The sequence below is a fragment of the Borrelia turicatae 91E135 genome (genome assembly GCF_000012085.2).
GTDB classification, from domain to species: domain Bacteria; phylum Spirochaetota; class Spirochaetia; order Borreliales; family Borreliaceae; genus Borrelia; species Borrelia turicatae.
The window spans coordinates 318,123-344,190 of record NC_008710.1 but is presented as its reverse complement, the minus strand read 5'-3'; the positions used below and the strand labels follow the sequence as shown (position 1 = coordinate 344,190).

Annotated in this window: 22 protein-coding genes; 14 read left to right on the top strand and 8 right to left on the bottom strand. The window is 28.2% G+C overall.

The annotated features are described in order from the left end of the window. Positions 1 to 6: 6 nt before the first annotated feature. The 4 genes from BT0_RS01640 to BT0_RS01625 all read right to left on the bottom strand — a co-directional run bounded on the left by BT0_RS01640 (position 7) and on the right by BT0_RS01625 (position 5,824). Positions 7 to 1,059 carry an ABC transporter permease gene (locus BT0_RS01640; RefSeq protein WP_011772286.1) on the bottom strand — a complete coding sequence of 351 codons (1,053 nt, stop codon included), beginning with the start codon at positions 1,057 to 1,059 and terminating at the stop codon, positions 7 to 9. 9 nt (positions 1,060 to 1,068) lie between these two features. Beyond that, positions 1,069 to 1,989: an ABC transporter permease gene (locus BT0_RS01635; RefSeq protein ID WP_011772285.1), complete on the bottom strand. Its 921-nt coding sequence runs from the start codon at positions 1,987 to 1,989 to the stop codon at positions 1,069 to 1,071. A gap of 231 nt (positions 1,990 to 2,220) precedes the next feature. Further along, entirely contained in the window at positions 2,221 to 3,807 is a 1,587-nt protein-coding gene (locus BT0_RS01630) for a peptide ABC transporter substrate-binding protein (RefSeq protein WP_011772284.1), read from the bottom strand. A gap of 421 nt (positions 3,808 to 4,228) precedes the next feature. After that, a complete protein-coding gene (locus BT0_RS01625; protein WP_011772283.1) occupies positions 4,229 to 5,824 on the bottom strand; it encodes a peptide ABC transporter substrate-binding protein in 1,596 nt (531 codons plus the stop codon). Between the two features lie 199 nt (positions 5,825 to 6,023). On the opposite strand from BT0_RS01625, the gene BT0_RS01620 reads away from it, so the two are divergent. The 3 genes from BT0_RS01620 to BT0_RS01610 all read left to right on the top strand — a co-directional run bounded on the left by BT0_RS01620 (position 6,024) and on the right by BT0_RS01610 (position 10,974). Continuing rightward, positions 6,024 to 6,917 carry a 1-acyl-sn-glycerol-3-phosphate acyltransferase gene (locus BT0_RS01620; protein ID WP_011772282.1) on the top strand — a complete coding sequence of 298 codons (894 nt, stop codon included), beginning with the start codon at positions 6,024 to 6,026 and terminating at the stop codon, positions 6,915 to 6,917. 15 nt (positions 6,918 to 6,932) lie between these two features. Continuing rightward, the gene (flcA, locus tag BT0_RS01615; RefSeq protein ID WP_011772281.1) at positions 6,933 to 9,794 is read left to right on the top strand and encodes a periplasmic flagellar collar protein FlcA; all 2,862 of its coding nucleotides are present in this window, start codon (positions 6,933 to 6,935) and stop codon (positions 9,792 to 9,794) included. A gap of 64 nt (positions 9,795 to 9,858) precedes the next feature. Beyond that, positions 9,859 to 10,974: a vWA domain-containing protein gene (locus tag BT0_RS01610; protein ID WP_011772280.1), complete on the top strand. Its 1,116-nt coding sequence runs from the start codon at positions 9,859 to 9,861 to the stop codon at positions 10,972 to 10,974. 27 nt (positions 10,975 to 11,001) lie between these two features. Here BT0_RS01610 and BT0_RS01605 read toward each other — a convergent pair whose 3' ends face one another. Both BT0_RS01605 and BT0_RS01600 read right to left on the bottom strand, forming a co-directional pair. After that, positions 11,002 to 11,370 (bottom strand): hypothetical protein, encoded by a 369-nt coding sequence (locus BT0_RS01605; RefSeq protein ID WP_011772279.1) that lies wholly within the window; start codon positions 11,368 to 11,370, stop codon positions 11,002 to 11,004. 95 nt (positions 11,371 to 11,465) lie between these two features. After that, the gene (locus tag BT0_RS01600; RefSeq protein WP_011772278.1) at positions 11,466 to 12,587 is read right to left on the bottom strand and encodes a LysM peptidoglycan-binding domain-containing protein; all 1,122 of its coding nucleotides are present in this window, start codon (positions 12,585 to 12,587) and stop codon (positions 11,466 to 11,468) included. 602 nt (positions 12,588 to 13,189) lie between these two features. Between BT0_RS01600 and BT0_RS01595 the strand changes: the two genes are divergently transcribed. The 5 genes from BT0_RS01595 (at position 13,190) to BT0_RS01575 (ending at position 18,759) form a co-directional block, all read left to right on the top strand. Next, positions 13,190 to 14,197 (top strand): hypothetical protein, encoded by a 1,008-nt coding sequence (locus tag BT0_RS01595; protein ID WP_049752290.1) that lies wholly within the window; start codon positions 13,190 to 13,192, stop codon positions 14,195 to 14,197. Between the two features lie 324 nt (positions 14,198 to 14,521). Beyond that, a complete protein-coding gene (locus BT0_RS01590) occupies positions 14,522 to 15,562 on the top strand; it encodes a BMP family ABC transporter substrate-binding protein (protein ID WP_041178455.1) in 1,041 nt (346 codons plus the stop codon). A gap of 3 nt (positions 15,563 to 15,565) precedes the next feature. Further along, positions 15,566 to 17,023 carry an ATP-binding cassette domain-containing protein gene (locus tag BT0_RS01585; protein WP_011772275.1) on the top strand — a complete coding sequence of 486 codons (1,458 nt, stop codon included), beginning with the start codon at positions 15,566 to 15,568 and terminating at the stop codon, positions 17,021 to 17,023. Then, complete coding sequence (locus tag BT0_RS01580) at positions 17,020 to 17,952, top strand: ABC transporter permease (protein WP_011772274.1); 933 nt, start codon at positions 17,020 to 17,022, stop codon at positions 17,950 to 17,952. The genes BT0_RS01585 and BT0_RS01580 overlap by 4 nt, the downstream gene beginning before the upstream one ends. Then, the gene (locus BT0_RS01575) at positions 17,953 to 18,759 is read left to right on the top strand and encodes a membrane protein (RefSeq protein ID WP_011772273.1); all 807 of its coding nucleotides are present in this window, start codon (positions 17,953 to 17,955) and stop codon (positions 18,757 to 18,759) included. Here BT0_RS01575 and BT0_RS01570 read toward each other — a convergent pair. Then, on the bottom strand, positions 18,737 to 19,420 hold the full coding sequence (locus BT0_RS01570) for a tetratricopeptide repeat protein (protein ID WP_011772272.1): 684 nt from the start codon (positions 19,418 to 19,420) through the stop codon (positions 18,737 to 18,739). The genes BT0_RS01575 and BT0_RS01570 overlap by 23 nt on opposite strands. Then, positions 19,417 to 20,463, bottom strand: coding sequence for a polyprenyl synthetase family protein (locus BT0_RS01565; protein WP_011772270.1), 1,047 nt, complete (start codon positions 20,461 to 20,463; stop codon positions 19,417 to 19,419). Before BT0_RS01565 ends, BT0_RS01570 begins: the two co-directional genes overlap by 4 nt. A 54-nt stretch (positions 20,464 to 20,517) precedes the next feature. Between BT0_RS01565 and BT0_RS01560 the strand changes: the two genes are divergently transcribed. From BT0_RS01560 to BT0_RS01535, 6 genes are read left to right on the top strand one after another with little or no spacing between them, the layout of a single operon-like run. Continuing rightward, on the top strand, positions 20,518 to 21,093 hold the full coding sequence (locus BT0_RS01560) for an SAM-dependent methyltransferase (RefSeq protein ID WP_041178567.1): 576 nt from the start codon (positions 20,518 to 20,520) through the stop codon (positions 21,091 to 21,093). Between the two features lie 46 nt (positions 21,094 to 21,139). After that, positions 21,140 to 21,664, top strand: coding sequence for a chemotaxis protein CheW (locus BT0_RS01555; RefSeq protein WP_041178454.1), 525 nt, complete (start codon positions 21,140 to 21,142; stop codon positions 21,662 to 21,664). After that, positions 21,654 to 22,490, top strand: a complete 837-nt coding sequence (locus BT0_RS01550) for an NAD(+)/NADH kinase (protein WP_041178453.1) — start codon at positions 21,654 to 21,656, stop codon at positions 22,488 to 22,490. The genes BT0_RS01555 and BT0_RS01550 overlap by 11 nt, the downstream gene beginning before the upstream one ends. A gap of 46 nt (positions 22,491 to 22,536) precedes the next feature. Continuing rightward, on the top strand, positions 22,537 to 24,201 hold the full coding sequence (recN, locus tag BT0_RS01545) for a DNA repair protein RecN (protein WP_041178452.1): 1,665 nt from the start codon (positions 22,537 to 22,539) through the stop codon (positions 24,199 to 24,201). A 15-nt stretch (positions 24,202 to 24,216) separates the two neighbouring features. Then, positions 24,217 to 24,975: a hypothetical protein gene (locus BT0_RS01540; protein WP_011772266.1), complete on the top strand. Its 759-nt coding sequence runs from the start codon at positions 24,217 to 24,219 to the stop codon at positions 24,973 to 24,975. A gap of 25 nt (positions 24,976 to 25,000) precedes the next feature. Then, complete coding sequence (locus BT0_RS01535) at positions 25,001 to 26,068, top strand: hypothetical protein (protein WP_011772265.1); 1,068 nt, start codon at positions 25,001 to 25,003, stop codon at positions 26,066 to 26,068.

Here is a 26,068-nt window from a genome sequence, read left to right as displayed (position 1 = left end):
TGTCTCCTAAAGGTTGTCTTTTGGATCAAATGCATCTCTTAATCCGTCGCCTAAAAAGTTCATAAATAGTAAAAATATTGTCATGACTGTTGCTGGGATGAAAATTTTCCATGGGTATTCAATAAATGTGGGGATTCCGTTTTTGATTAATTCTCCCCAACTAGTCATTGGTGCTGATATTCCCAGACCTAAGAATGATAAAAATGATTCAAGCATAATGAATGATGGAACATTCATTGTTGTAATAATTACTATCATGCCAAAACTATTAGGAATTAAGTGTTTAAATATCATTCTCGTATTTGTTGCACCTAGTGTTCTAGCTGCCTGTATAAATTCAGATCTTGCAAGTGATTTTACTTGCCCTCTTACTATCCTAGCAATTGTTAGCCATGAGATAATGCTAATTGCAATAAATACCCCAATGATATTTCTTTCCATAACAGTCATTAAAATTATTATGACAAGCAAAGTAGGTAAGACATAAAAAATTTCTATTATTTTAGTTATTATTCTATCGATAATACCACCAAAAAAGCCAGCTATTGCACCTATTATAGTGCCTATGATCATTGATATGAGTGCTCCAATAAAGCCTACAGATATTGATATTTGACTTCCTTGTATTATTCTTGCAAGTAAATCTCGTCCAAGATTGTCTGTTCCTAGTAGATATATTCTTTTGTGTATTTTAATTTCTTTTCCATCAATTGTTTGAACCTCGGTTTCTATTTTTCTTTTTATCTCTTCTAGTTTTGCTTTTTCTTCCTTATTGATTTCTCGTTTTTCCTTTGCTGATAATCTTTTGATGAAATGAAGTTCCTTTTCATACCATAGTTCTCCAGCATATTTAAGAGATGGGGGCAAATCGGCATGTTCTACTACTTGAGTATGATATTTGTATATTGGTAGTATTGGCCGAAGTATTGCAATTAGTATATAAAATCCGATAATAAATATACTAATAAACGCAAGTTTGTTTTCCTTGAATCTTAACCAAGCTCTTTTGTTTGCTGTGTGGATTTCGACGTAGGTGTCTTGATTTTCGTGTTCGTTCATTTTGTTCTCCTATGTTCTTGGGTCAAGTTTTTTATAAGCAATATCAGATGCTAAAATGGAAATGAGCAATATTGTTGAATATACTAATAGTGAACCCATGAGTAGTGGATAATCCCTGTTTAGAGATGATTCTACTGTAAATGTACCCATTCCAGCAATTCTAAATATTTGTTCAATAACCATACTGCCAGAAATTATACCAGCAAATGCAGGCCCTATATAACTTACTAGAGGGAGTATAGAGCCTATTAACACATGCTTTCTGATTATTACATTAAAGCTTAGTCCTTTAGCTTTTGCTGTTCTTACAAAATCGCTCTTTAGTATTTCTAACATAGAACCCCTAATAATGCGTGTAAAAATAGCTATCCATGGTAAACTCATTGTTAATATTGGCATAATTAAATTTGTAAGCCCTCCTCGTTCTGAAATCCATCCAGAAGTGTAAAATAATTTTAATTTTACAGATAAAAGATATTGTAAAAGAGGACCAGTCACAAAGGTGGGTACAGAAATTCCACATATTGCTGCTATTCTTATTATATAATCGGTGCGAGTGTTTTTTTTGATCGCTGCTAATGAGCCTAGCAAAATTCCAAGTGTGAGAGATATTATTAAGCTTATTATTCCAATTGTAAATGATTTAGGAAATCCTAATTTTATGTATTGATTTACATTTAAATCTTTCTTTACTAATGATGGCCCAAAGTCTCCTTTGAAAATGTTTGTGATGTAGTAGTAAGCTTGTACATAAAAAGGTTTATCAAGATGGTATTTTTGCATCAATTTTTCTTTAATTTGAGGGTCAATGGGTTTTTCAGAATCAAATGGGTTCCCGGGAGCAAGCTTCATTATTAAAAAACACAAAAAAATTATTACTATTAAAGTTGGTATTGTTTCCAGTATTTTTTGCATGGTAAACTTTAACATAATTGCTCCTTATTATAACAGAAAGATTTTTTTCGTTGTATAATTAGTTATTTTAACATATGAGATTCAATATTTTTCAAAAAATATTGAATTTATTTTAGTTGGGAAAATGCACATCCTTAAGTTAGTCTTAACTTATTCTTATTCATTAATATATAAATTACAATTTTTAAAGAAAAGAATTAAATTTTTGATAAACAAACATCTATCTTTATAGATGTTTGTTTATTGTTATTTGATTCTTTTAATTTCAGAGAAATTAAATCTTTCTGAAATGTTAGGTACCCAACCGGTCCATTTGTCATTTTTGAATAGGTAGTTTCCTGCATATATGTATATTGGGGCTACAGGGAAATCTTTCTTTATAATTATTTCTTCAGCTTGTCTTAAAATGTTTTGTCTTTTAATTGGATCTTGCTCGCGATCAGATTGGTTTATTAAATTTTCATATTCTTTATTAAAGTACTTGTATGAGGAAAAATATGCAAACTCTTTTTGGAATAAACTTAAGAATGTTAATGGATCTGAATAATCACCTATCCAACCAGATCTTGCTATTTCATAATTTCCTTTTTGTTTGGTTTCTAAGAATGATGCCCATTCTTCATTTTCAAGTACAATGTTGATATTTAAAATTTTTTCCCATTGATTTTGAACAAATTCAGCAATTTTTTTATGACTTTCATTTGTATTATATTTGAGTTTTAGTTGAGGGAAATCCTCACCATTAGGATAACCAGCTTCAGCCATTAGTTCTTTTGCTCTTTGTGGATTAAATAATTCTAGTGGTTTGCCGTAAGAATAATGATTAAATTTTGGGCTTATACTTCTTGTAGGAATAGAACCATTATCTATAACTTTTTTTGTTAATGTTTCTCTATCAATAGCAAGAGTTAAAGCTTCTCTAACCTTTACATTATCAAGAGGTTTGACTTGTGTGTTAAATGAAAAGTAGTAAAGACCATTAATAGCAGATGAATAATAATCATTTCTTAATTTTATTTCTTTTATTAAATCAGGTGGAATTGCTCCATGTATAAGCATATCAATTTCATTATTTTCATACATTCTATAGGCAGTTGATGCATCATTTATTGTGTAAAATATAAGTTCTTGTAATTCAATGTTTGCAGCGTTAAAGTATTTATCATTTTTTATAAGTGATATTTTTTCGTTGGGATTTCTTTCCTTTAGTTTGTATGCACCACTTACTACCATGTTTTCAGGATTTGTCCAGTTTTTTCCATATTTTTCAATAGCATGAACTGGTACTGGTATGAAAGATTGGTGTACTAGCATATCTAAAAAGTAAGCTTTTGGAGTAATAATAGAGATCTCTAGTGTCAATTCATCTATAGTTTTAATGCCAAGTTCAGATTCTGGTATTTTGCCCTCGAAGTAATCTTGTGCATTTTTGATTGTTGACTTAATCATACCGACATAATTTGATGCTGTATCTTTAGTTAACATCCTAATATAAGATCTTCTTATACCTTCAGCAGTAATAGGGACTCCATCACTCCAAACGATATCTTTTCTTAAGTGAAATGTATATATAGTTCCATCATCGGATATGTCCCAAGATTGAGCTAGTCCTGGCTTGTATCCACCAGTTTTTGGGTCACCATCTACTATACCACTAAACATTTGTGCGACTATAGTTGCACCTATTTTATCTTCAGTTAATTGCGGATCTATTGATTTAGGTTCTCCTCCCATGCTGATTTTGAAAGACAAATTTTCTTTGCTATTTTCCTTACTGCAGGATAAAATAACTGTTAAGAAAAATATAATAAACGTATATTTTTTTATTTTCATTCTTTTATCTCCTAGTTACTAAAGTTAATTCTAATTCAATTAAAACAGTTAAAAGTTTTTTCCTATAAAATTTGTTTTATTGAACCTTTTAATTTATTTGGTAGAAGAATCAATTGTACCATAAAGTACGTTTAAATATAAAGATAATAAGAGAGGCATATGAATGTAGGATATTATTGGATATTAAATAAGATGTGTATCTTTGCTTAAATTTTTGAATAGTTACTTAGTGTTCGATATAAAAAAGTTTATAAAGTAAAATAATGAACTATTATAAAAGAGATATAGATGCAAAAATTTTGAGGTGATTTTAAAAGCTATGGTTATGTAATAAAAACCACTCCTATAGTTTATAGAAGTGATTTTTAATCATTATTAAGTATTAGTCTATTAATTTTAAAGTTATTTTCATATTTTATTATTAATTATTAATGTTTTCTCTTTTATATTTTATTTCTTCATAAAGATAAGCTTCTGAAACATTAGGAATCCAACCAGTCCATTTGTCATGTCTGAATAGATAGTATGATTTGAGTATTGAGAGTGGAGCTACAGGAAAATCTTGCTCTATAATTAGAGCCTCAGCTTGTCTTAAAATATCTTGTCTTTGTATTGGGTCTTGTGCAAAATTAGATTGTTCTATTAAATTGTCATATTTTTTGTTTGAATAGCCATATGCTCCAAATCCTTGATTTTCTGTTGTAAATAGACTCTCAAGAAATGTTAGTGGATCTGAATAATCACCTGTCCATCCCATATATGATGTTTGATAATTACCTTTGTTTCTATTATTTAGGAATGTATTCCATTCTTCAATTTCAATTTCAATGTTAATATTTAGTGTTTTTTTAAGTTGTTCTTGCAAGAACTCTGCAGTTATTGCCATTCCATTTCGTTGTGAAGTTTTATATTTAAGAGTAGGAAAACCTGCTCCATCAGGATAACCAGCTTCAGCTAGTAGTTGTTTTGCTCTTTGTGGGTCAAATAATTTTAATTGTTTCCCGTAAGAATAATGCTCAAATGGTGGTGTTAAGTTTCTTGTTGGTTTTGATTGACCCTTTAGAGTGATCTTATTGAGTGCTTCTCTGTCAATAGCAAGAGTTAAAGCTTCTCTAACCTTTACATTATCAAGTGGTTTGATAGTGGTGTTAAATGCCATGTAGGCTACTCTATTTATAGGATGAGAATAATAATCATTTCTTATTCTAGCTTCATCTAAGTATTCTGATGCTACTTTGGTTAGGAAATCAAGTTCGTCGTTTATGTACATGTTATACGCAGTGTTTCCTTGTACCTGATAAAATATCACTTCATCTATTTCAACATTTGAGGCATTGTAGTATTTATCGTTTTTTTCAAGCACTATTTTTTCATTTGGGATTCTTGTCTTTAATTTGTATGCACCACTTACTACTATATTTTCAGGATTTGTCCAAGCTTGTCCATATTTTTCAATAGCATGAACTGGTACTGGTATAAATGTTTGATGTGCTAACATATCAAGAAAATAAGGTTTTGGAGCAACTAAAGTTATCTCTAAAGTTGAATTGTCTATAGTTTTAATACCAAGTTCGGATTCCGGTATTTTACCTTCGAAGTAATCTTTTGCATTTTTGATTGTTGATTTAACGATGTCAACGTATTGTGAACCTGTTTCTTTATTTAAAACTCTAAGGTAAGACTTTAGAATTCCTTCAGCAGTAATGGGCACCCCATCACTCCACATAATACCTTCTCTTAAGTGCAGTGTGTATACAAGTCCATCTGCAGATATATCCCAAGATTGAGCTAATCCTGGTTTATGTCCTCCAGTTTGTGTGTTTCTTGTTGTTAAACCCGCAAATGTGTTTATAATTATGTTGAATGCTTGAACAGAAGTAGCAAGTTGAGGATCAAGTGAATCAGGCTCGGCTTCATTTGTTACTCTAAATGTTATCTTATCTTTGTGTTCATCACCGGAACAGGAAGTTAGCCATATAATCAATAAAGATAAAAGAATTATTGTTTTGTATTTCATAGTTGATTTATTCTCCTTATAAATATTTTTTATTTTTCTTTTGAATTATTCTTGTTTAACATACTTGAATGGATTTTACTTTAATTTGCTAAATAAATAAAGTATAATTATGTAAAATATTTACATGTGAGTATATTACATGGAATATTTTTGGTTTGCTAGTATCTTTTTTTTCAAGAACTTTAAAGGATGAAGTTTTATGTTTATACGTAATGAGAGTTTTAATAAATATTTTAAAGGTATTGAGAATGAATTTTTTAGTAGGTTTAAAGCTATTGAAAAGATAAATTATTTAAATAATTCTTATCATGAAGCAGATTCTGTTAGTAGGAGTTTAGTTGATACAATGATTAAAAGACTTCTTAAGAGTAGTTCTACTATTGTTGGTATTCAAAATATTTTAAAGCTTTATGAAAAATCTAAATCTGGCAAGTCTTCAATTATATTAATGGAACATTATAGTAATTTTGATTTTCCTTGTTTTCAGTTTTTGCTTAATCAAATGAATTGTAAGGAAGTTTCGGAACATATTGTTCCTATAGCTGGTGTTAAACTTTTTAAAGATAATTTATTAATTAAAAGTCTATCTTTAGGTTATAGTGTGATATTTATTTATCCTCCACATGCATTTGTTGGCGTTGATCATGAAACGATTAGGGCGCGACGAGTTTTTAATGCTAATTCTATGAGATGTATTGCAGATAAAAAGAGTAGTGGTTATATGATTCTTATTTTTCCGACGGCTACAAGATATAGGAAAGGTAGGCCTGAGACTAAAAAAATAATTTCAGAGATTTCAAGTTATTTTAAGCTTTTTGATTATTTTATAATGGTTGGTGTTAACGGGAGTATTCTTGAAGTTTCATCAAATGAGGATATGTCTTGTGATGTTTTTAAAGAAGATACTCTTGTTTATAATGCAACAGAAATATTGGATATACTTGAATACAAAAATTTAATTTTAGAGCAGTTAAATCAAGAAGGTTTAGAACCAACAAAAGAAATTTTGGGTTCTAGAATTGCTGATGATTTAGAGAAACGTTTCGAGGTCCTTCATGAAGAGGGAGCCAAGATATATAGTGGTTTGATTTAGGATTTTGATTGTAATATGCCAGATATAGAGAAAATAAATAAGTTTAAAAGAGAATTATTAGATAATATTTCCGATGAGAGGGCTCAAAAGGAACGTTTTGGCATCAAAATGGATATTGAACCTCCTAAAGATGGGGAGTCTATTGTTCCTTGGGAAAATCAGGAAGAAGTTTTTGATTTAGAAGAAGAACCCGATGATGAGCTTGATTTGGATGCTATGCTTGGTGAGCTTGATAGTGAGGAAGATCAGAATGATGGATCTAATGAAAATGATATTGCAATTTTAAAAGATTCTAAAAAAGTAGACATTGATCCTGAGTTTAATGAGTTAGATAATGATTTTGATGTTTTAAGTTCTCATCTTGAAGAAAATCTTGAAAAAGTTCTTGATGATAATTCTATTAGTTTAGACGATGCTATTAATTTCGATTTAGATAATAATGCTGATAGTTTGCAAAATCTAGATATAGAGAATGATTTGGATTCAGATTTATTAAATTCTGATGAGTCTATTGATAATGAGATTGATGCTAATAATTTGAGTCAGGAATCTCTAAATGATAGTAATGATGATTTTGATCTTGAGAATATGATTAGTGGTCTAAAGGAATCAGATGAAACAAATAATAGTTTAGAAATGCCTTACAGTGATGAATCATTTTCTAATGAAAATTCTGAAAATCTTAGTGATGGTGAGGAGGATAATTGGTCTAATCTTTCAGATGATTTTGAATTTTTGGAAAATGACCAAAAAGAACCTTTAGGTAAACATAATTTTAAAATTAATTATCCTTTATTTTTCAAGCATTTAGATTCTTATCCTAGAAATTTGAGAATTGCTATTGCTGAGGCTTTAATGCTAGAGAATGTCTCTAGGTACAAAATTGAAGCATTAATTGATCTTGTTGAACAAAATAAGAAAGGGCTTAAGTTTATTGCTAAATTTGTTGGAGACATTGTTGGTCGTTCTGTTAAATTGCCTGTTATGTATTATAAAGCAGAGGAATGTAGCAAACTTGAAAAGAAATTTAGCTATAGACTTTCTAAAGCTTTAACCCCAATCTTTAAAATTGCATCTCTTTTTGTTATTTTGACCTTTTTGTCTTTTTATTTTTTAGTTGATGTTATGTTTTTTTATATTGCATCTGATAGAAAATATAAAGAGGGAATATCATATATATATGAGAATAAGAGAGAGCTTGCTAAAGCTATTTTTAGGGATGCATATTATATGAAACCTAACAAAAAGTGGTTTTTAACTTATGCTAAAGTTTTTGAAGATGTAAGAGATTTTGATAGTGCTGAGGAAAAATACGAAGAATTATTTACCATTGATCCATTTTCTGTGGGTGCTTCTAAGAGAAGACGTAAAAATTTTGATAGGGATGGATATATATCTTATGCTTTTATGAAAATGAGGCTTGGTGAGTATGCTGATGCCAATGCTATTTTGGATGAGGTTATATCTTATTCTATTTATGATTATGAGGCATTAATGGCTAAGGGTGATAATTATTTTCAGTGGGCTCAAAGAGATCCTGCATATTACAAAGATAGTATTAATAATTACACTATCTTGCTTTCAAAATATGGTCATAAAAAGGAAATTTTGTTTAAGCTTTTTAATGCTTACATTGAGGCTGGTGCTGAGAGAGAAGCTGAAGATGTAAATGCTTTTATTAAGGTAAATAAGGAATTAGATATTGATGAAGTAGTTTATACTAAATATGCTAAGAAATTGATAGATAAGTATGTTGAGTTTACAGTTTATAATAAAAGAATAAATGCTCTTTCTAGAAATTTGAAATATTTCAGTGCTCAAATGAACTTACTTAATAAAGAATTTTCTAGTTTTAAGGCAGGTAATGGAAAAAGCATTTCTAATGCTTTAAATGATATTAATCTTAACTCAGAGATTGAATATATTCTTAGAAGAATTTTATTCAAAAATCCTGATTACGATAAGGCTCTTTTTGAGAGTGGTAGATATTTTTATTATATGGGTGATCTTAAGAAATCAGAAGGGTATTTATTAACAGCACTGAATAGTTTTAGACAAGAAGATTCAATTGAAAATTCTTCTGAAAAGATTGTTGCTTATAGAATTTTGTCAGATATTTATGAGAGGAACAATGATGCTCTTAAGGCAAGTAATATTGTTAGTCTGGCTTTAAATGAATATGATTTTTATAAAAAAAATGGTCTTGTTAAAAGCTCTAGAGAGCTTGCTTTAATTTATGAAAAGCAGGGGGATATTCTTAGGACTTTAAATGGTTTTAAATCGGCTATATCTTCTTATGAAATGGCAATAAATGAAGGAGTTAATTCCCCAGATGTTTATTACAAATTAGCATTGCTTAATTATAAGGAAAATAATTATAAAGATGCATTAACTTATTTATTTAGAGTTCAAAATATGTCTGGATTTGCAAATAGTAATAAAGTTTTAAACTCAATTGCATCTGTTCTCTACAAGATGGGTGATTTTGAGGCTGCTAGGAGTTATTATTTAAGAGTATTGCAGAATTTGGAATCAGAAAAGTCTAGCATTTTAAGTTTTAAACCTCAAGGGAATGATCATCATAAAGCTTTATTGATAAAAGAAATTGAAATTTACAATAATCTAGGAGTTGTTGAGATAAGAGCATCTCTTGGTGATAGGATTGAATCTGGTGTTGTTAGAAATAATAATCTTTTTGATTCGGGGATTGCGAATTTGACTGAATCTTCTAGAATATTTGATATCTTAAATCGTGATGATGATATGGTTAAGAGTGTTAAAAAAGATCTTGCTAGTTTAAATCTTAGAGGTATTTTTAAGAATGATTTTATTGGTTCTAAGATTTTATTCTATGATAATTTGGCTGATAATCTTTAGATTATTTAGTGATTTTGTTAGTTTTAAGGCATATAAGGTTGCCTAATAACGTGTAAGGATTTATATGAAAAAAGCTTACTTTATTATTTCCTTATTTATTGTATTTAATTTATTTTCTTCAATTAATGATCATTTAAGTATTAATATTGATGATGTATATGTTGAGGCTCATGAAGATGGTTTTCATCTTTTCATAAGAAAAAAGCCAAATATTAAATCGGTTATTTTAACTGAGTCTTTTGAAATTCCAGATAAGAGTAAAGACGTTTCTACTTATTCATTTAGAACATTGGAGTATAATAGAATTAATGGGGATGAGATTAGAATTTTAAATGGTAGAGTTATTCAAAATAGACGTCTCTTATCATTAACATCTTCTACGCCTGTTCAAAATAGAAGATTTGGACAAGCTTTTCATATCTTAATACCTAAAAAGTTGAGATACGGTTTTCCTAATTTTTTGACAAGGAGTGGTGATATCGATTTAGAAGTTCTAAAGAGAAAAAAAGATCCTTTTTGGTTTTCAATTAGAACTTTTGAGAAAAAATATAATGATTATTTAGGTCAGTATAAGGATAATGCTTATGAGTTATTTTTTGGAGACATTCAACGAGAAAGTACAAGTGAGAATAATGATTTAAAAAAAGAATTCTCTAGGTTTTCAGATAATGTTGTTGTTGCAAAAAAAGGACTTGATCTTGTTGATAAGATAAAAAATATTTTAGAAGAATCAGAAGATCCGCTTGCTGATTTAGATCTTGTTTTTGTTATTGATGTGACTGATAGTATGAAAAATCATATCGAAATTTTAAGAGAACACCTTTTCTCTATGATAGAACCGCAGTTAAGTCAATATAGGTCTTATAGGGTAGGTTTTGTGTTTTATAAGGATTATCTTGAAGATTTTTTAACAAGATCTTTTGATTTTAATAATAAAGAATATTTAAATAATGTTCTTGAAGATATTAGTGTGGGTGGTGGGGGAGATTATCCTGAGGCAGTATTTGAGGGAATTAATTCTGCTGTTACTCAATTTGATTGGAAAGCAGATAATAGGTTTATTATCGTATTGGGTAATGCACCTCCCCATGAATATCCCCGAGGACCTATAGTTTATGAGGATGTCATTAGATCAGCTAAGGAAAAAGATATTACAATTTATGGAATATTACTTAAGTAGTGGTTTGCATTAATTGTGTATTATTATTTATTTTTTTTGTTGGTTTTTTATCTTCTCTATTATCTTTTGAGATAAGGGAATAATCCATTTAGGTGTTTGCACATTAGATTGTATTAATTCTTCAAAGAGCTTTTTTGCTGTGTTGTTTTTATTTGTCACATAATATATGAATGCGATTTCATACTTTCCTATGGCAACGATGCTTTCATTTTCTTTATAATTTTTAATCATTTTTTCATATATCTTTAAAGCAGATTGATAATCGTTAACATTTGTTGCTTTTTGAGCTTCTCGTAGGTAAATGCTGTACGGAGTGTCTTTTGTAAGTTGTTTGTTTAAGTGAGCTACTGTATAGCAGGAAAAGAATAGGATACTTGTTAGTACTAGTTTTTTCATTTTTGATTCTCTTATTTTGTAAAAAAAATTTGTTTAGATTAATTTTATTAGATATAAAAAAAGAAAACAAGCATAAGCTTATTTTCTTTTTTGTTTTATTTAGAAGGAATTATTATTTTCCAATTTTCATGTATTAAATCCGGATTCTGAATTTTTTGTCTGTTTGCAAACCAAATTTTTGGCCATAGGTAAGGGTCGTTGTACAATTTCTTAGAAATACCCCACAAGGTGTTTCCGATTTTAATTATATATAACTCCTTACTTGAGTGACTTTGATAGGCTTTGAGATATCTTGCAGAATCTAAGAATAATTCATTTGCAAGTCTAAGATTATTAAGATTCTTAGCTTCAAGTCCTTGTTCCCATAATTGTCTGGCTTTTTCAATAAGCTGGAGTGTTTTAAATTTATTTGGGTCTGGGGTTTTTACTTCTTCAGCCTTTTCTTCATAAGCAAGTATTAATGAATCCATTTGTCCAAGTAAGTAAGTTTCGTCTTGTGGGTTTAAAAGATTTATGCGTTCACCTTTATCCTTAAGAAGCGCTCTTCCATTCCATGGTGATGGTTTAATGAGTTTATTGTTTCTGTAAACGGGGAGTTCAGAAGCAGCTTCCAGTGCTTTTAATTGTTTATACATTCTCTCTTCCGTTTCTTTAAGAGCCCTTGCTTCTTTTGCCTTTTTAGCAGCTTGTTGTGCTTTATTAAATGTTTTACTATACATTCCAAGAGAGCTTTCGATATCATACATTTTATATTTTCTTGTTGCTTCGAAATATAAGTTATTTACTTCGTCTATTTCTAATGGGATCCATATATATGCTTCATTAGCTTCAGCATCATTCAAGTATTTTTCAATGTTTTCTTTCAAGTAGTTTATTTGTTCTTTTTTTTCTGTTGTATCTCTTGCGATATTTCTGTACCTTTCTAATACTTTTAGGGCAATTTCATTACCTTCTTTAATCATTCCCTTTGCAAATTTTTCGTGCATTTCTTTTTCAATCTTTTCAGTCTCATTAAATTCTTTAGAATAAAAAAGATTGCCCCGTTCTCTTAGGACTCCCTTCTTTATATCTTCAATGTCTCTTTTTATATCCCCAGTTTCTTTAGTTGAAATTTTGGAGTTTGCATTCTTTGTATCCTCTGGCGGGGTTTTGCATGAAATTAGGGGAAGAGCAAATACAGATAACATTAAAAATAATAATTTGCTTTTTTTTATCATAAATACATCCTTCTTATGTGATATTGACTACATAAATTAAGAACTTTGCTTTCTAAACATTAATTCTTTTATCTTTGCATAAAGCCTCTAATTAGTATATTATTACACAATTTAACATTATACAATTTTTTTACTGTATAACTGTATATATTAAGTTCCATTTTTATTGTATCAATACTCTAACCCTTGCATTTAGTATTCCTTAGAAATTTTAGCATCTCCACATGTTCTTTCTTCTGGTGGGGTTTCACATGAAATTAGGGAAAGAGCAAATACGAATAACATTAAAAATAGTAATTTGTTTTTTTTCATCATAAGTACATCCTTTTGACATAAGATTAACTACATAAATTGTAGCTTTATTACGTTTTAGGTTCTTTAAAAGAACGGGCTTAGTATAAAATATTATTTTTATACTTTCTTGAAAATTATAACGTATTTTTCATTTTTATTAAAGTTAGTAAATCTCTTTAAAAAAGATATAATTAAGCTTATAAGGTTTTAAAAAAGAGGAAAATTTGATTGTGAAATCATATGTTATTATCCTTTTACTTTTATTATTACAAGTGACATTATTCTCTCAAGTAGCGTCTATTAAAGAAATGGAAGGACAGATTAATATTATAAGGAATGCTATTCCTGTTAAATTAAATTTGGGGGATGAAATTTTTGAATATGATTTTATTGAAGTGGGAGATAATTCTAAAATTAAAATAGGTTTGTATGGGATAAATGGTATTGCATCAGATTTAACCTTGTATTCTAATACCCATAGTCTTATTTGTTATTCTTCTCTTAAAGATATGCAGGATGCAAAAATATATTTATTTAAGGGGAGTTTAGAGGTGTTTATTTATGAGGTTGTGCAAGGTTCTTCATTTTCTGTAGATTTAAATAATTATTTTTTTATGACAGATGCTCCGGCAAAATTTTATGTAAATTGTGAATACTTTAATAATTATTTTGTTAGTGTTTTTGATGGAGTTCTTAAACATTATAACAAGGATGAGTATTGGATTTCAGCAGGCACTAGTATTTTACTTTGGGATAATAATTCTTTTTTATATAAAACTAGTGATTCTGTGTCGCAAAATGTAATTGAAAATTTGAAAGAAATGTCTCGTAAAAATTTTGTTTCTCTAAATAATAGTCGTTTAACTTACATATTTTTAAAATATATTGAAGATAGTTTTAGATTTGATTTTGTATATGATTATTTGGTAAGAGATCCTAAATTTAATACAATATATTCAAAGTGGAGTTTAGAAGATAAAAATTATACCTTAGGGAATAGAGTTGACATGATAAATTATGTCAATTATTTAAGAGGCCGTATAGGTATTCTTTTTAATAATTTTATTTATTTGGCCAATGTGTTTTTCTTTATAGAAGATATTGTTAAGCATTCTTCTGATGTGTTTGATAAAGTGAGCATCCATGGGGCTATTTTAAAATATTTGGAAAATTATAAAAAAAATCGCTCGTCTTTAACAAAAAAGTTTTTTAAAACTGTTCATTCTTTTAAAATGTATTTAATTCGTACAAATGGTGATATTCCTAGTAATTTAAGTGTTAATGAATTTTATTTGTTAAAACCCAGAGAGTTTTAATTTTGATAAATGTTGTGATTGTGAAGTATTTATAAAAATTCCTATTTTCAAGATTGATAGTTTTAATTTGATTTAGGCTATTTCTTGCATTGAGTTTTTGTTAATAAGTTTCTTGTTATATTCATACAATGCTGGTGTTTTTAAGCAAATTTAAGCAAAAAATCGGATATAGAATTGGACGTGATAGAGGCTTTTATGGTATCTTTTTACAAAGAAACTTTTTTGAAAAAGTTGGTATATTGTGCGTTTTAGGTTTTTGATTTTATGCCATTTTGTTCTCATAGTATCAAGTTTTATTTTATGAGAAAAAGGTGTTTTATTTCTGTGAGTAAAGCTCTTTTTTTTAGGATTTTTTGTGTTTTTGTTTCACTAATTTGTTTATTTTTATTTGTTTATATTAATTTTTTTAGAATTAGAGAACCCAGGTCTTCATCTAATAGAAAAATTGCATTATTTATTCCTGGAATCATTAGTGGTTCTCCTTCTTATAAAGCAATGTATGATTTTTTAATTGAATTTAAAAAAAATAAGAGTGATATTGAGATTCGTTTGTTTGAAGCTGGGTTTAATCAACATGAATGGATAGAATTACTTGAAAAGTTATTAAATTCTAACAATTATGATTTTTTGATAACGACAAATAATGCAATGCAAGGAATTATTGATAGGGTTTCCCCCAATTATCCTTATACTAAGTTCTTGCTTTTTGATTCTTTAGTTAAAAATATTAATCCACAAGTGTATTCACTCTCTTATAATGTTGCAGAGGAAGCTTACATATTGGGTTATTATGTGGGTTTATTTTTAAAAAGTTCTAATTTACATAATAAAAATGTTGCCTTGATTGCTGGACAAGAATATCCTGTTATGAATAATTATATTTTTCCTTATTTCAAGAATGGAATTAGAGAGGTTTTAGATTCAGAAGTGTTCTTTAGAACTTTAGGAAATTGGCATGATAGCAATAGGGTAAAAGTTTTATCTGACTCTTTAATTTTAGACTTAGGAGTTTCTGTAGTTCTTCCAATTGTAGGTACAGCTATTAAAGGAGTTCTCTCATCAGTTCGTGAGCATGGTGTTTTTGCTGTTCTTTTTGATGGTGAAGATTATTTGAATAATAAAGATAATATTATTGGTTCAGGCGTTACAAATCAAAGATTTTATTTAGAAAAAGTTTTGGGGAAAGCCCTTAAAGGGGAACTTAAATATGGAACTTATAAGGTCCTTGGCTTTAGAGAAAGGGGGGTTTCATTTAATTTGTTGAATAAGTTTTATTTAGAGAAGACCGATTCAAAGCTTAAAAAAAAACTTGAGGAAAAAATGAAAGAGATGAATAATACTGAGATCAAAATAAATTTAGAATAATTTATGGTAGAGTTTAAAAACATAGTAAAATCTTTCCCAGATATTGAAAAACCTATTCTAGATAGTGTTAATTTAAGAATTGAGGAATCTAAAATCTTGACTGTAATTGGGAGAAATGGGGAAGGTAAGAGTACCTTATCAAAAATTATAGCTGGATTTATTCGTTTTGATAGTGGTGATGTATTTGTAAATAATATTAGGCAAAAAAACTGGAATGTGGATGTAGCAAAGAGTAATGGTATTTATATTGTGTCTCAGATTCCAAAACTTGATATGAACTTAAAAGTTTGGGAATATCTTAGTATTTATTGGTTTGATTCTCAATTTTTTATGCCAATGAATAAATCCCATACCTATAGATATTATAAATGGCTTAGACAATTTTATAATATTGCTTTTGATCTAGAGACTAGAATACAAGATTTGAATATTAAAGAAATCTATTTTTTGCTTATTATTTCTTCCCTGAAAAAAAATGCAAAGATTATTATTTTTGATGAGAGTGTTTCTTATTTTTCTCAAAAAGAGGCTAAAGAGTTTATTAAATTGCTTCAGGCCCTTAAAAGGGCAGGTATTACTTCTCTTTTTATTACACATAGAGAGATTGGCGATGCCATAAAATTTAGTGATGAATTTGTTATTTTAAAAGAGGGAAAGTGTTTTAGAACGACAAATAAAGAGATAATACTTAGCAAGCTTGAAATTCCTGCTGATAAGTTTATTTCTATGAGTATTAGGCGTGGTGGGCCGAATGAGGATTTTATAAAATTTAATTTGTTTTTTGAAGATTTTTGGAAGTATGATATTAGTTTTTCTTTGAAAAAAAGAGGAGTTTTAGGAATTATTGCAGAAGAGGCAGTAATAAAAACATGGGAGAAATTATTCTTAGGTGAGATTCCATTTGTAGGATGTATAAAGATGAATGGGCATAGATATGAATATATTAATTTTTATGAGTTAAAGGCTGGGTTTTTACCTTTAGGAATTGGTAATTTATTTTCTGATAATATGACTATATTGGATAGCTTTTTGGCCAAAATAATGAGTTTTGAAAATGAAATTTTTATTAAACAGTCTATTATTAATGATCTTAAAAAATTTTTTAAAAGCGACATGGAATATTGTGATAGTAAGATATTAAAGACTTTTTATTCTAAGTCTTTATCATTTTCTGGCGGAACTTTAAAAAAACTTGCTCTTTTTAGGGAAAAATATATTACAAAGAGCTTTTTAATTTGTTTTTCACCTCTTAGTAATTTAGACTATAGAGCGTATAGTGAGACATCTAATTTTATTCGTAATTTTTCTAATGAAAAGCCTGTACTACTAATTACTCCTAATTTAGATGAATTACTGCTTTTATCTGATGATGTTTTGGCAATAAAGGCTGGTGAGGTTGTATTGAGATTGAAAAGAGAACATATCAACAAAGAGGCTTTAAAGGAAATGTTGTTTATATGAGGGCATTTAGAAGAGAATATATTTTGTTAATATTTTCACTGAGTGTATTGAGTATTAGCTATTTTTTTGATGGTTTTTTTAGTTTTTCTTATATGAAAGTGATGTTGTGGAACTTTATGTTGCTCTTATTAATTGCTACAGGAATCTCGACTTGTGCTAAAAGTAATAGTTTGACTCTTGGCGATGAGGGTCAAGTTTATTTCGGAGCATTTTTATCATATATATTTTGTGAGTTTTGTGGACTTACATACTTTAATTTTGTATTAATAATAATTTTAAGCTCATTTTTAGTTGGTGTTATAGGAATTATTCCTTTTTTACTGACATTTTTTTGTGGAGTAAATGGGATGCTTACAGGTCTTTTAATGTCTTATGGAAATCAGAGATTAGTTGATGGATTTATATCAAAGCTTTTAGGCTCGAATGGACTTTTAAATCAGACAAAAAGTATTGATAAGATATTCGTTATTGATACTGCTTTTCCATATTTGCTTTTATTTAGTATTTTGGTTTGGGGATGTTATGTATTTATTCATAAGAGAACTATTTTAGGATTAAGACTTGAAATATTGAGTGATAGAAAGCCGTTAAGCAAATTTTTCGGTATTAATGAATTTAAGTATAAGTTTTGTACGGTATTTACCAGTGCTTTTTTAAATGGTCTTGTAGGTTCAATCTTTTTAATTTTTTTTAAGAATTATTTATTTTTAGGATTAACCGCCGGGCTTGGCTGGAATGGATTTGTTGTTGCTGTAGTTTCAGGATTTAATTATATGTATGTATTATGTTTTAGTTTGTTTTTTGCAATGCTGAATGAATTTAATAATTATCTTAAAATAAATTATTCGTTTAAATTTGAATTTATTGGTTTATATCAAGCTATATCGATTTTTATTTCATTGTTTTTAATTAATGCGGGTAAAAAATAAATGTTTGGTATTTTTTTGCATTCTATAGTATTTGCATATTTAGCTCTTGGAATTCTTTATGCTGAGAGAGTAGGACTTCTAAATATATCTATTGAAGGAATTTCTTTTTTATCTGTTTTCCTAACATCTTTTTTTATTTATTTGGGATATGGAATATTTGCTTCAGTTGTTATGACGATTTTTATTAGTTTGATCTTTGGTTTTTTTTTATCTTTTATTGTAATAAATGGTTATAACATTTTTATAACGGGTATAGGAATTAACATATTGTGTTATTTTTTAGTTAGGGTTTTGATGAAAGCTAATTTCAATTTTATTCCAGGATTTAGTTTAAATATTTCCAATAATTTTGCTATTATTTTTTTTGTTATATTTTTTTTCGTTTTTTTAAGTTTTAGTATTTATATACTAAATTATTCAAGAGTTAGAGTAGTTTTTGAGTTCATTCGCTCGAATGATTATGAAAATATCTTAGGTGAGCGAACTAGTAATTACTTTAAATCTTTTGCTATTTTTGTATCCGTAATCTCGTCAAGTATTGCAGGTTCATTTCTTGCTATCAATTTTAATGTTTATTCTTATGATTTGGGGTTAAATAATGGTTGGCTTGCTATTTGTATACTGTATATTGCATTTGCAAATCCTTGGCTCATTTTTCCAAGTGCATTTTTAATGATATTTATTGAATACGAGTTTTTTAATTTTCAGGATTATGTTAATTCTTATTTTGCTCTTTCGTTACCCTTTTATATGGCTATATTAATTAATATATTTGTCTCACTTTTTAGAAAAACCAACCTGTTTTAGCAATATCATTTGTCGAATTTTTGAGCTTTTTTAAGGCTCGAATTTGTAATTCTAAATCTTTGATTTTAATTTTATTAAATTTGTAAAAGGGCATTTGTTTGATGATATCTAAATTGTTTAGAAAAATTGTAAATATGGTGTCATCATATGTTTCTATTTGGAAAAGAGTATTTATTATCAGATTAAATATTAAGTCCTCATCTTGTATGAAATGATAAAATCCTTTTTTTAAAATAGTATCAATTAATATGTATATGTTAGTATTTAGTAGTTCTTTATTATCTTGAATAAATTGCATTATATAGTCCATTGAGTTTCTTGATTCCCCCATGAGAAAATATGCCCATGAGATATCAAGATAATTTTTTGTATCTTTAAAATCAATTATTTGTAGATAAGTTTTTGTTTGTTCGATTGCTTGCAACCAGTTATTCATCAAGTATTCTAATTCTGCAATTAGTAAATATGCATCAACTTGTTTTGGATCTGTATTTATAATTTGCATTAATAATGCTTTGGATTGATTATATTTTTTTAACTCTTTGAGTAACATTGATTTTGTATAAAGTTCATCTATTTTATTGATATCTTCTGTAGGAATTGTTGCATAAATAAAAGTAGTGATATTCATCCAGATTAGCATTATTACATATTTTTTCATAAATTTTCCTCTTTTATTTTCTTTACAATGTTCATTATCATATCTTTATACTTGTTGATCAATGCGTATGAATTTAATTCTTCTGTAAATTTATTAAGGTACGACATTGCAAGATTTGTAGAATTTTGAATGGCACTTGATGAGTTAATCATATTGCTAAATTTTAATATTTCTTTTTTTGATTCATTTATAGATTTATTTTTAATTGCACTTAATTCTTGAATGATTTGCTCATCCAATAGTTTTTCTTTTAAAAAGTATATTATGGGCAGACTTTTTTTTCCTTCAATTAAGTCATCTCCAAAATCTTTGCCGTTAATTCCATCTTTAATATTTTTGATATCGTCTATTATTTGGAAACAGGTTCCAAGTTTTAGAAATGTGTTGTAAAGATTTTTTGCTTTACTTTCATTGTTTGTAAGTATTCCGGCTAAAAATCCAGCCATTCCAAAAAGGCAGCTTGTTTTAAGTTCTACTAAAGATATGTATTCGTCAAGGTTTGGAATATATGTCCCATTGTGCAATGCGATATCAATTCCTTGTCCTAGGTGAAGATTTGAGAGCGTTGTGAAAAAATTTTCATAAATTAATAGTTTTTGACTTTTTTTTAATTTGGAAGTTTGTATTAATTTTGCAGGCAAAAAGTAAATTAAATTTGCTGTATTAATACTGTTATCTAATCCGTAAATTAAGTGAATAGCAGGTTTACCCCTTCTTTTAATAGCCCCATCTTCTATGTCATCAATAATTAAACTTCCAGAATGAGGTAATTCAAGTAGCATGCTTAGTTTGTATAGATTCTCAGTATTTTTTTTATTATATCCTAATGCATATGCTAGTAAAATCATTAGCATTGGTCTTATTCTTTTTCCCCCTCTATTTATTATTTCAATAGCTGGGGCTTTAATTGTCTTTATTGTATTTTTTTGTATATTAAGTTTTAGCTTTAAATCTTTGTCTTTAAATAAATTAAGAAAATGGTCTTGTGAGAATATATTATTAATATTTTTTTCGATCTTATCTAAAAATGATTTATTTTGCATAATAATAATTATAATAAAAAGTATAATGGATTGAGTGTATTGCAGAGCATTGATATGTATAATGTTGTTGATGAATATTCACGAAGAGCTAAAAAAGAAGGATATCTTGCTAGATCTGTTTATAAGTTAATAGAAATTGATAAGAGATTTTCTTTGTTTTCTTCTGGCAATATATTGGATGTTGGGGCGTCTCCTGGCAGTTTTTCTCAATATGCTTATGGAAATCTTAAAGATGGGGTGCTTGTTGCAGTTGACCTTAATGATATAGATCTTAATTTTACTAATAATTTTTATTTTATCAAAGGTAATATATATATCGATGAGGTTTGTCAAAAGATCGAGACTTTTGCACCTTATAGTTTAATTATAAGTGATGCAGCTCCCAAAACTACTGGTAATAGATTAGTTGATACAAGTAATTCTTTTAATTTGAATATGAGAATAATTGAATTGGCGTCTAGAATTTTGGTCAAAGGTGGTAATTTATTACTTAAGGTTTTTCAAGGAGGTGAGGAAGAACAGCTTTTTTATAAGCTTAAGAGTTGTTTTAAGATTGTCAAAAAAATTAGACCTAAAGCTGTGCGGAAGAATTCCTTTGAGATTTATTTTTTATCTAAGGATTTTAATTAAATTAGATACAAATATTTAAATTATTTAAGGGTATTGGGATGTGTTTATGAAAGAAAAAATTATGGAAAAAAAGTCTCATTTGCAAGTTGCATGTTTTAAGATAGGCAAAGAGAGTTATGGGGTTGCAATAGATCACATTAGGGAAGTAATTAAAGTGCCTTTGGAAGGTATATATGCAATACCCAATGTTCCTGATTATATTACGGGTATTTATAATCTTAGAGGGAGTGTTATCCCTTTAATAAATTTAAATATTAGATTTAAAATTCCTTCTGTTTATGTAACGGAAGAAGATAAACTTTTAACAGGTTATTTAATAGTGAATATCAAAGATAAGCTTTTAGGAATATTTGTAGATAAAGTTCTCAAGGTTATTAGCTTTGATACATCAAAGGTACAAGAACCCCCTGCGACCTTGCAAACTTTGGATAGAAAATACATATCTGGTGTTGTTAAAATTGAGAATGAGGAAAATTTTGAGAGTGAATATTTAATTTTAATTGATATTGAACGGATATTTGACAAGGGCGAATTTGCACGGATTCCATATAAGGAGAATAATGAAGAGTAAGGTTCTCATTTACGTGAATTATTCAAATTTAGATGCCGAGGTTCTTGCTTGTGAAATACAAAAATATTTAGAACATAAATATGGTGTTTTAAGCTTATTTGCAGGAATTGATAAATCCTCAGAGGTGTTAACTGAGGATAATTTGATTCTTGCAATAACTTTGGGTGGAGATGGTACGGTTTTATTAGCTAGTAGCTTGCTTTTGAAGAATGATATTGATATTCCAATTATTTCAATAAATTTAGGCAAGGTAGGATTTTTAGCAGACATAAAACCTATCGATTTTAAAGAGGTCATAGATAAGTTTTTTGATAATTCTTTAGTTATTCATAGTAAATATTTACTTAGTATTAGTGCTTATGAGAATGGAAATAATGTGTTTACCAAATATGCTTTAAATGATGTAATTATTCGTTCTAGTGTTATTAATAAGTTGATTTATGTAAATCTTAGGGTTAATTCAGAAGATTTTCTCTCATATAGGAGTGATGGAATAATATTTGCAACTCCTACAGGTTCAACCGGATATTCTTTCTCAGCAGGTGGATCTATTTTAGAATCAGATCTTCAGGCTTTTATCTTAACTCCTATTTCCCCACATTCTGTTTATAATCGTTCCTTTATTTTTTCAAGCGGGAGTAAGCTTTCACTTTCATTTCAGAAAGGATATGCGTTAAACTCAGCATCAATTTTCGTTGATGGCGTTAATATTGGTAAATTTGGGGTTAATATTATTTTTGAGTTGGGACTTGATAATAAGAGTTTACGTTTTGCATCATTTTGTACAGATACTTTTGTTAGAAGACTTAAAAATAAGTTATTATAATGTATGGCGTTTTATAATATAGATATAGCTTGTTTTGAAGTTTTGTATGTTAGTTGAACTTTTTGTAAAAAATTTTGTTTTAATTAAAGAACTTTCTATTAAGATAGGTACGGGGTTGGTAGCGCTCACAGGTGAGTCTGGAAGTGGAAAAAGCTTATTATTATCATCAATTTATTATTTATTTGGTGGAAAAATTAAAAGTAATATAATTATTAATGGAGAACAGGAATGTGTTTTACTTGCCAAGTTTAGGGTGAATGGTGATGTTAGAGATTATTTGTCTTCTAAGGCTATATTAGCCTCAGATTGTATTATTATAAAAAGAGTAATTATATTTGAATCTTCAGAGACTCTTTTGAGTAATTATTATATTAATAATGAACCAATTTCTAGTAACATATTAAAGCCAATTTTTAATATGTTGATTGAGGTTCATTCTCAAAATCAACAGTATTTAATTTTGAAAAATCCCTCAAGTAATTTGAAGATTTTGGATAATTATGCTAATTTAAATTCTCAATTGGAAAAATATAGATTAGTCTATGAAGAATATATTCAATATTTAAATGATTATGATGATTTTGTTTCGAAAGAGAAATTGCATAAAGATAGTAAAGAGGAATGTGAAAAAATAATTGATGAGATAGATTCTTTTAATCCCAAAATAGGTGAAGAAGAAATTTTAAAGACTAGGTTAGATGAGCTTAAAAATCATGAATCTTTATGTAATGCACTTTCAAGCTTGAAGAGTGTTTTGAGCTTGAATAATAATGTTTCTGCTTTAAGTAAGATAAGGAATGTAATTTGTGATGCTGAGTATCTCTCAGGAGTGAACAATAATTATTTTGAACTTGAAAATCGTCTTAAGAGTTCTTACTATGAGCTTGAGGATATTGGTCAAGCTTATAGTAGGTATCTTTTTGACAAGACTTATGATGAGAAGGAAATTGAGTCAGTAGAGAATAGGTTACATGACCTCTCTCGTCTTCGCAAAAAATATGGACCAAGTCTTGAGGATGTCATAGTATTTAGGAAAAGGTGTGATGACATTATTGATTTGTCACTTAATTTTGAGACTGAAAGATTGGGTAAAGAGCAAATGTTAAATGATTTGTTTGAGAGAGTGAAAAAATTGGCATTCGATATCTCAAGTGTTAGAAAGGCTGCTGCTTTAAGATTTGCATCTGGAGTAACTAAGATTTTGCATAAGCTTAATATGGGTGATGCAGAGTTTTTTGTGTCAGTCTCTGAAGGAAAAATCAAATCAACGGGTATAGATGAGGTGGAATTTTTAATTTCTAGTAATACTGGGCTAAAAGCCCAACCAATTTATAGAATTGCATCTGGGGGTGAGCTTTCAAGAATAATGTTGGCTATTAAGAGTGTTCAAAATGTTGATGAGAGTAAGCTTATCATATTTGATGAGATTGATTCTGGTATAGGGGGTGAGTCTGGGATGAGTTTGGGCAAGTATTTAAAAGGATTGTCAGAAAATATGCAAATATTTGTTGTTACTCATCTTGCTAATATTGCAAGTCTTTCAGATTATCATATTTTGGTAAAAAAGGAATATATTGAAGATAGGCCTTATGTTCAGGCCTGTTTATTATTGGGTAATGATCGTGTTTTAGAGGTTGCTCGCATGCTTAGTGGAAATGTTAATGATATTAGCTTTCAACATGCAGAAGAGCTTTTAAAAGGTAATAATTGATATGAGTGAGTATTTATGGATTTAGTGCATAATGAAAATTATCAAAAAATTTTGTTTATTGATGATCTTATTTTGCAAACTTTAAAAGACATAAAAGGCATCAAGAAATCCGGTAAGCTTGCACTGGATTCAGGTGTAACGGTTAATTTTATTAACTTAAATTTAAATGTTCTAAGTTATATTGCATCATTAAATTATTTTTACACAAAGCCTAGATTAAAAGTTAACTATGATTTTCGAGTAAATCTTTTTAGTTTTATTTCTGATTTTTCGTTGTTTGTAAGTCCTGTTTTACTTATTTCTTTTGGCGAACTTATGGATAATGAGTCTGTGCTTAATTTAAATCCTGAAGAACGATTTTTGATTGTTAGAAAGTTAGGATATCTTATTGATTTGGGAATGTATTTTAGTAAAGGTGATTCTAAAGCGATTCTCTTTTTAGAAGATATATATCTTAAATTTATTGTTCTGGTTAAAAATTTTATTGATTTTAAGAATTTGTCAAAAAATTTAGTTATTGATAGTCCTTTTTATAAGGTTCAATTAGCTCATCTTATTAAATCTTTAGATCTCCTAGAGGAAGGAGCATTTTTGTTAAGATCAAGATATGAAGTAAATGGGGCTTATGGACTCTCAGAACAGATTTTAAGTTATATTCAGGCCGGAAAAACTTTAGCTACTGTTACTTCTCAGAAATCGATAGCTGAGAAATTTACAAAATTTTATGAAGTTTGGTCTGTTAAATTTCAGTCGGATTTGAGCAAGAGTAGATGAGTTTGAGGGGAGGATTTTAATAGGTGTGAATCTTTGTAAAGAAAATTCAACTCGATTTAGAAAAATCAAAAATTTTTTGTTATCAATTTTTTTATTGATATTCATAGTATTAGTTGATTCTATCTTGAAATCAACGATTGATATTTCAATCTTTTATAAGTTTAATCACTTTAAGAAGTCTGATAATTTGGTTGATATTGTTCCAAAGCGTAATGTTTTTATTAATGATCAAATTTTGAATCTAGATTTCAATAAATATGATTATCATGTTGTAAGTGATCGTTTAGTAAGTTTTTCAGACTATTATTATGTGCTTAACAGGTTTAAAAATAATTATTCTGTATTTTCTAGAAAGACAGATAAATTTTTGTTTTCTTTGGCATATAAGGATTTTGTTTTTACAAAAGATAATGTTGTTTTTGCTTTAAATAATTTACATAAGGCTTTAGAAGTTTATGGGGCAGATGGAAGTAGAATTTTGTCTTTCAAGTTTATAGCTTCAATATTAAGTATTGATTATAATGATGATGTTTTGGCTTTAGGACTCTCTGATGGCAAGACTTATGTGTATAAACGTGGAAAAATGGTTTATGGTGGTGATTTATTAGGTGTTGGTTTGCCAATTATATGTCTTAAGTTAAGCTTAAATAACAAATATTTATGTATTTTGAGAGGGAATGAGGAATACTCTATAGAGGTTTTTAACTTAGAGGATGGATATAATCAGTTTTTATATTTGAAAAATTTAAAGATTAAAGATTTTAATCCTTTTTTTAAGATTGATAAATTTTATAATTTGTTTGTTGAGACTGCAAATTCATTTTTAATACTTAATATTAATAGTGGTAAAACTTTTAAAGTTGATAATAAAAATTCTGTTTTAAAAGCCTCTTATGATCCTTTTTCTAGAGTGTATAGGGTATATTTTTATGATTTGAGTGGTAGTATGATCAATATAAGGACTTATTCTGTAGATTCTTATAGTTTATTTGATAATATCTTTTTTAAAGATAAGGTGAATTCATATGTTGAATTTGATGAAGGAATTTTATATTTTAATGATAATAGTGATTTAAATTATTTAGGGTTGTAG

Bases quoted from the DNA above. Each gene is read 5' to 3' on its own strand.
- BT0_RS01635 (WP_011772285.1), bottom strand. From the start codon at position 1,989: ATGTTAAAGTTTACCATGCAAAAAATACTGGAAACAATACCAACTTTA.
- BT0_RS01620 (WP_011772282.1), top strand. From the start codon at position 6,024: ATGTTTATACGTAATGAGAGTTTTAATAAATATTTTAAAGGTATTGAG.
- BT0_RS01540 (WP_011772266.1), top strand. From the start codon at position 24,217: ATGGATTTAGTGCATAATGAAAATTATCAAAAAATTTTGTTTATTGAT.
- BT0_RS01565 (WP_011772270.1), bottom strand. From the start codon at position 20,463: ATGCAAAATAAATCATTTTTAGATAAGATCGAAAAAAATATTAATAAT.
- BT0_RS01605 (WP_011772279.1), bottom strand. From the start codon at position 11,370: ATGAAAAAACTAGTACTAACAAGTATCCTATTCTTTTCCTGCTATACA.
- BT0_RS01630 (WP_011772284.1), bottom strand. From the start codon at position 3,807: ATGAAAATAAAAAAATATACGTTTATTATATTTTTCTTAACAGTTATT.
- BT0_RS01555 (WP_041178454.1), top strand. From the start codon at position 21,140: ATGAAAGAAAAAATTATGGAAAAAAAGTCTCATTTGCAAGTTGCATGT.
- BT0_RS01595 (WP_049752290.1), top strand. From the start codon at position 13,190: ATGGAAGGACAGATTAATATTATAAGGAATGCTATTCCTGTTAAATTA.
- BT0_RS01580 (WP_011772274.1), top strand. From the start codon at position 17,020: ATGAGGGCATTTAGAAGAGAATATATTTTGTTAATATTTTCACTGAGT.
- BT0_RS01575 (WP_011772273.1), top strand. From the start codon at position 17,953: ATGTTTGGTATTTTTTTGCATTCTATAGTATTTGCATATTTAGCTCTT.
- BT0_RS01570 (WP_011772272.1), bottom strand. From the start codon at position 19,420: ATGAAAAAATATGTAATAATGCTAATCTGGATGAATATCACTACTTTT.
- BT0_RS01550 (WP_041178453.1), top strand. From the start codon at position 21,654: ATGAAGAGTAAGGTTCTCATTTACGTGAATTATTCAAATTTAGATGCC.
- flcA (WP_011772281.1), top strand. From the start codon at position 6,933: ATGCCAGATATAGAGAAAATAAATAAGTTTAAAAGAGAATTATTAGAT.
- BT0_RS01610 (WP_011772280.1), top strand. From the start codon at position 9,859: ATGAAAAAAGCTTACTTTATTATTTCCTTATTTATTGTATTTAATTTA.
- BT0_RS01625 (WP_011772283.1), bottom strand. From the start codon at position 5,824: ATGAAATACAAAACAATAATTCTTTTATCTTTATTGATTATATGGCTA.
- BT0_RS01585 (WP_011772275.1), top strand. From the start codon at position 15,566: ATGGTAGAGTTTAAAAACATAGTAAAATCTTTCCCAGATATTGAAAAA.
- BT0_RS01600 (WP_011772278.1), bottom strand. From the start codon at position 12,587: ATGATAAAAAAAAGCAAATTATTATTTTTAATGTTATCTGTATTTGCT.
- BT0_RS01640 (WP_011772286.1), bottom strand. From the start codon at position 1,059: ATGAACGAACACGAAAATCAAGACACCTACGTCGAAATCCACACAGCA.
- BT0_RS01560 (WP_041178567.1), top strand. From the start codon at position 20,518: ATGTATAATGTTGTTGATGAATATTCACGAAGAGCTAAAAAAGAAGGA.
- recN (WP_041178452.1), top strand. From the start codon at position 22,537: ATGTTAGTTGAACTTTTTGTAAAAAATTTTGTTTTAATTAAAGAACTT.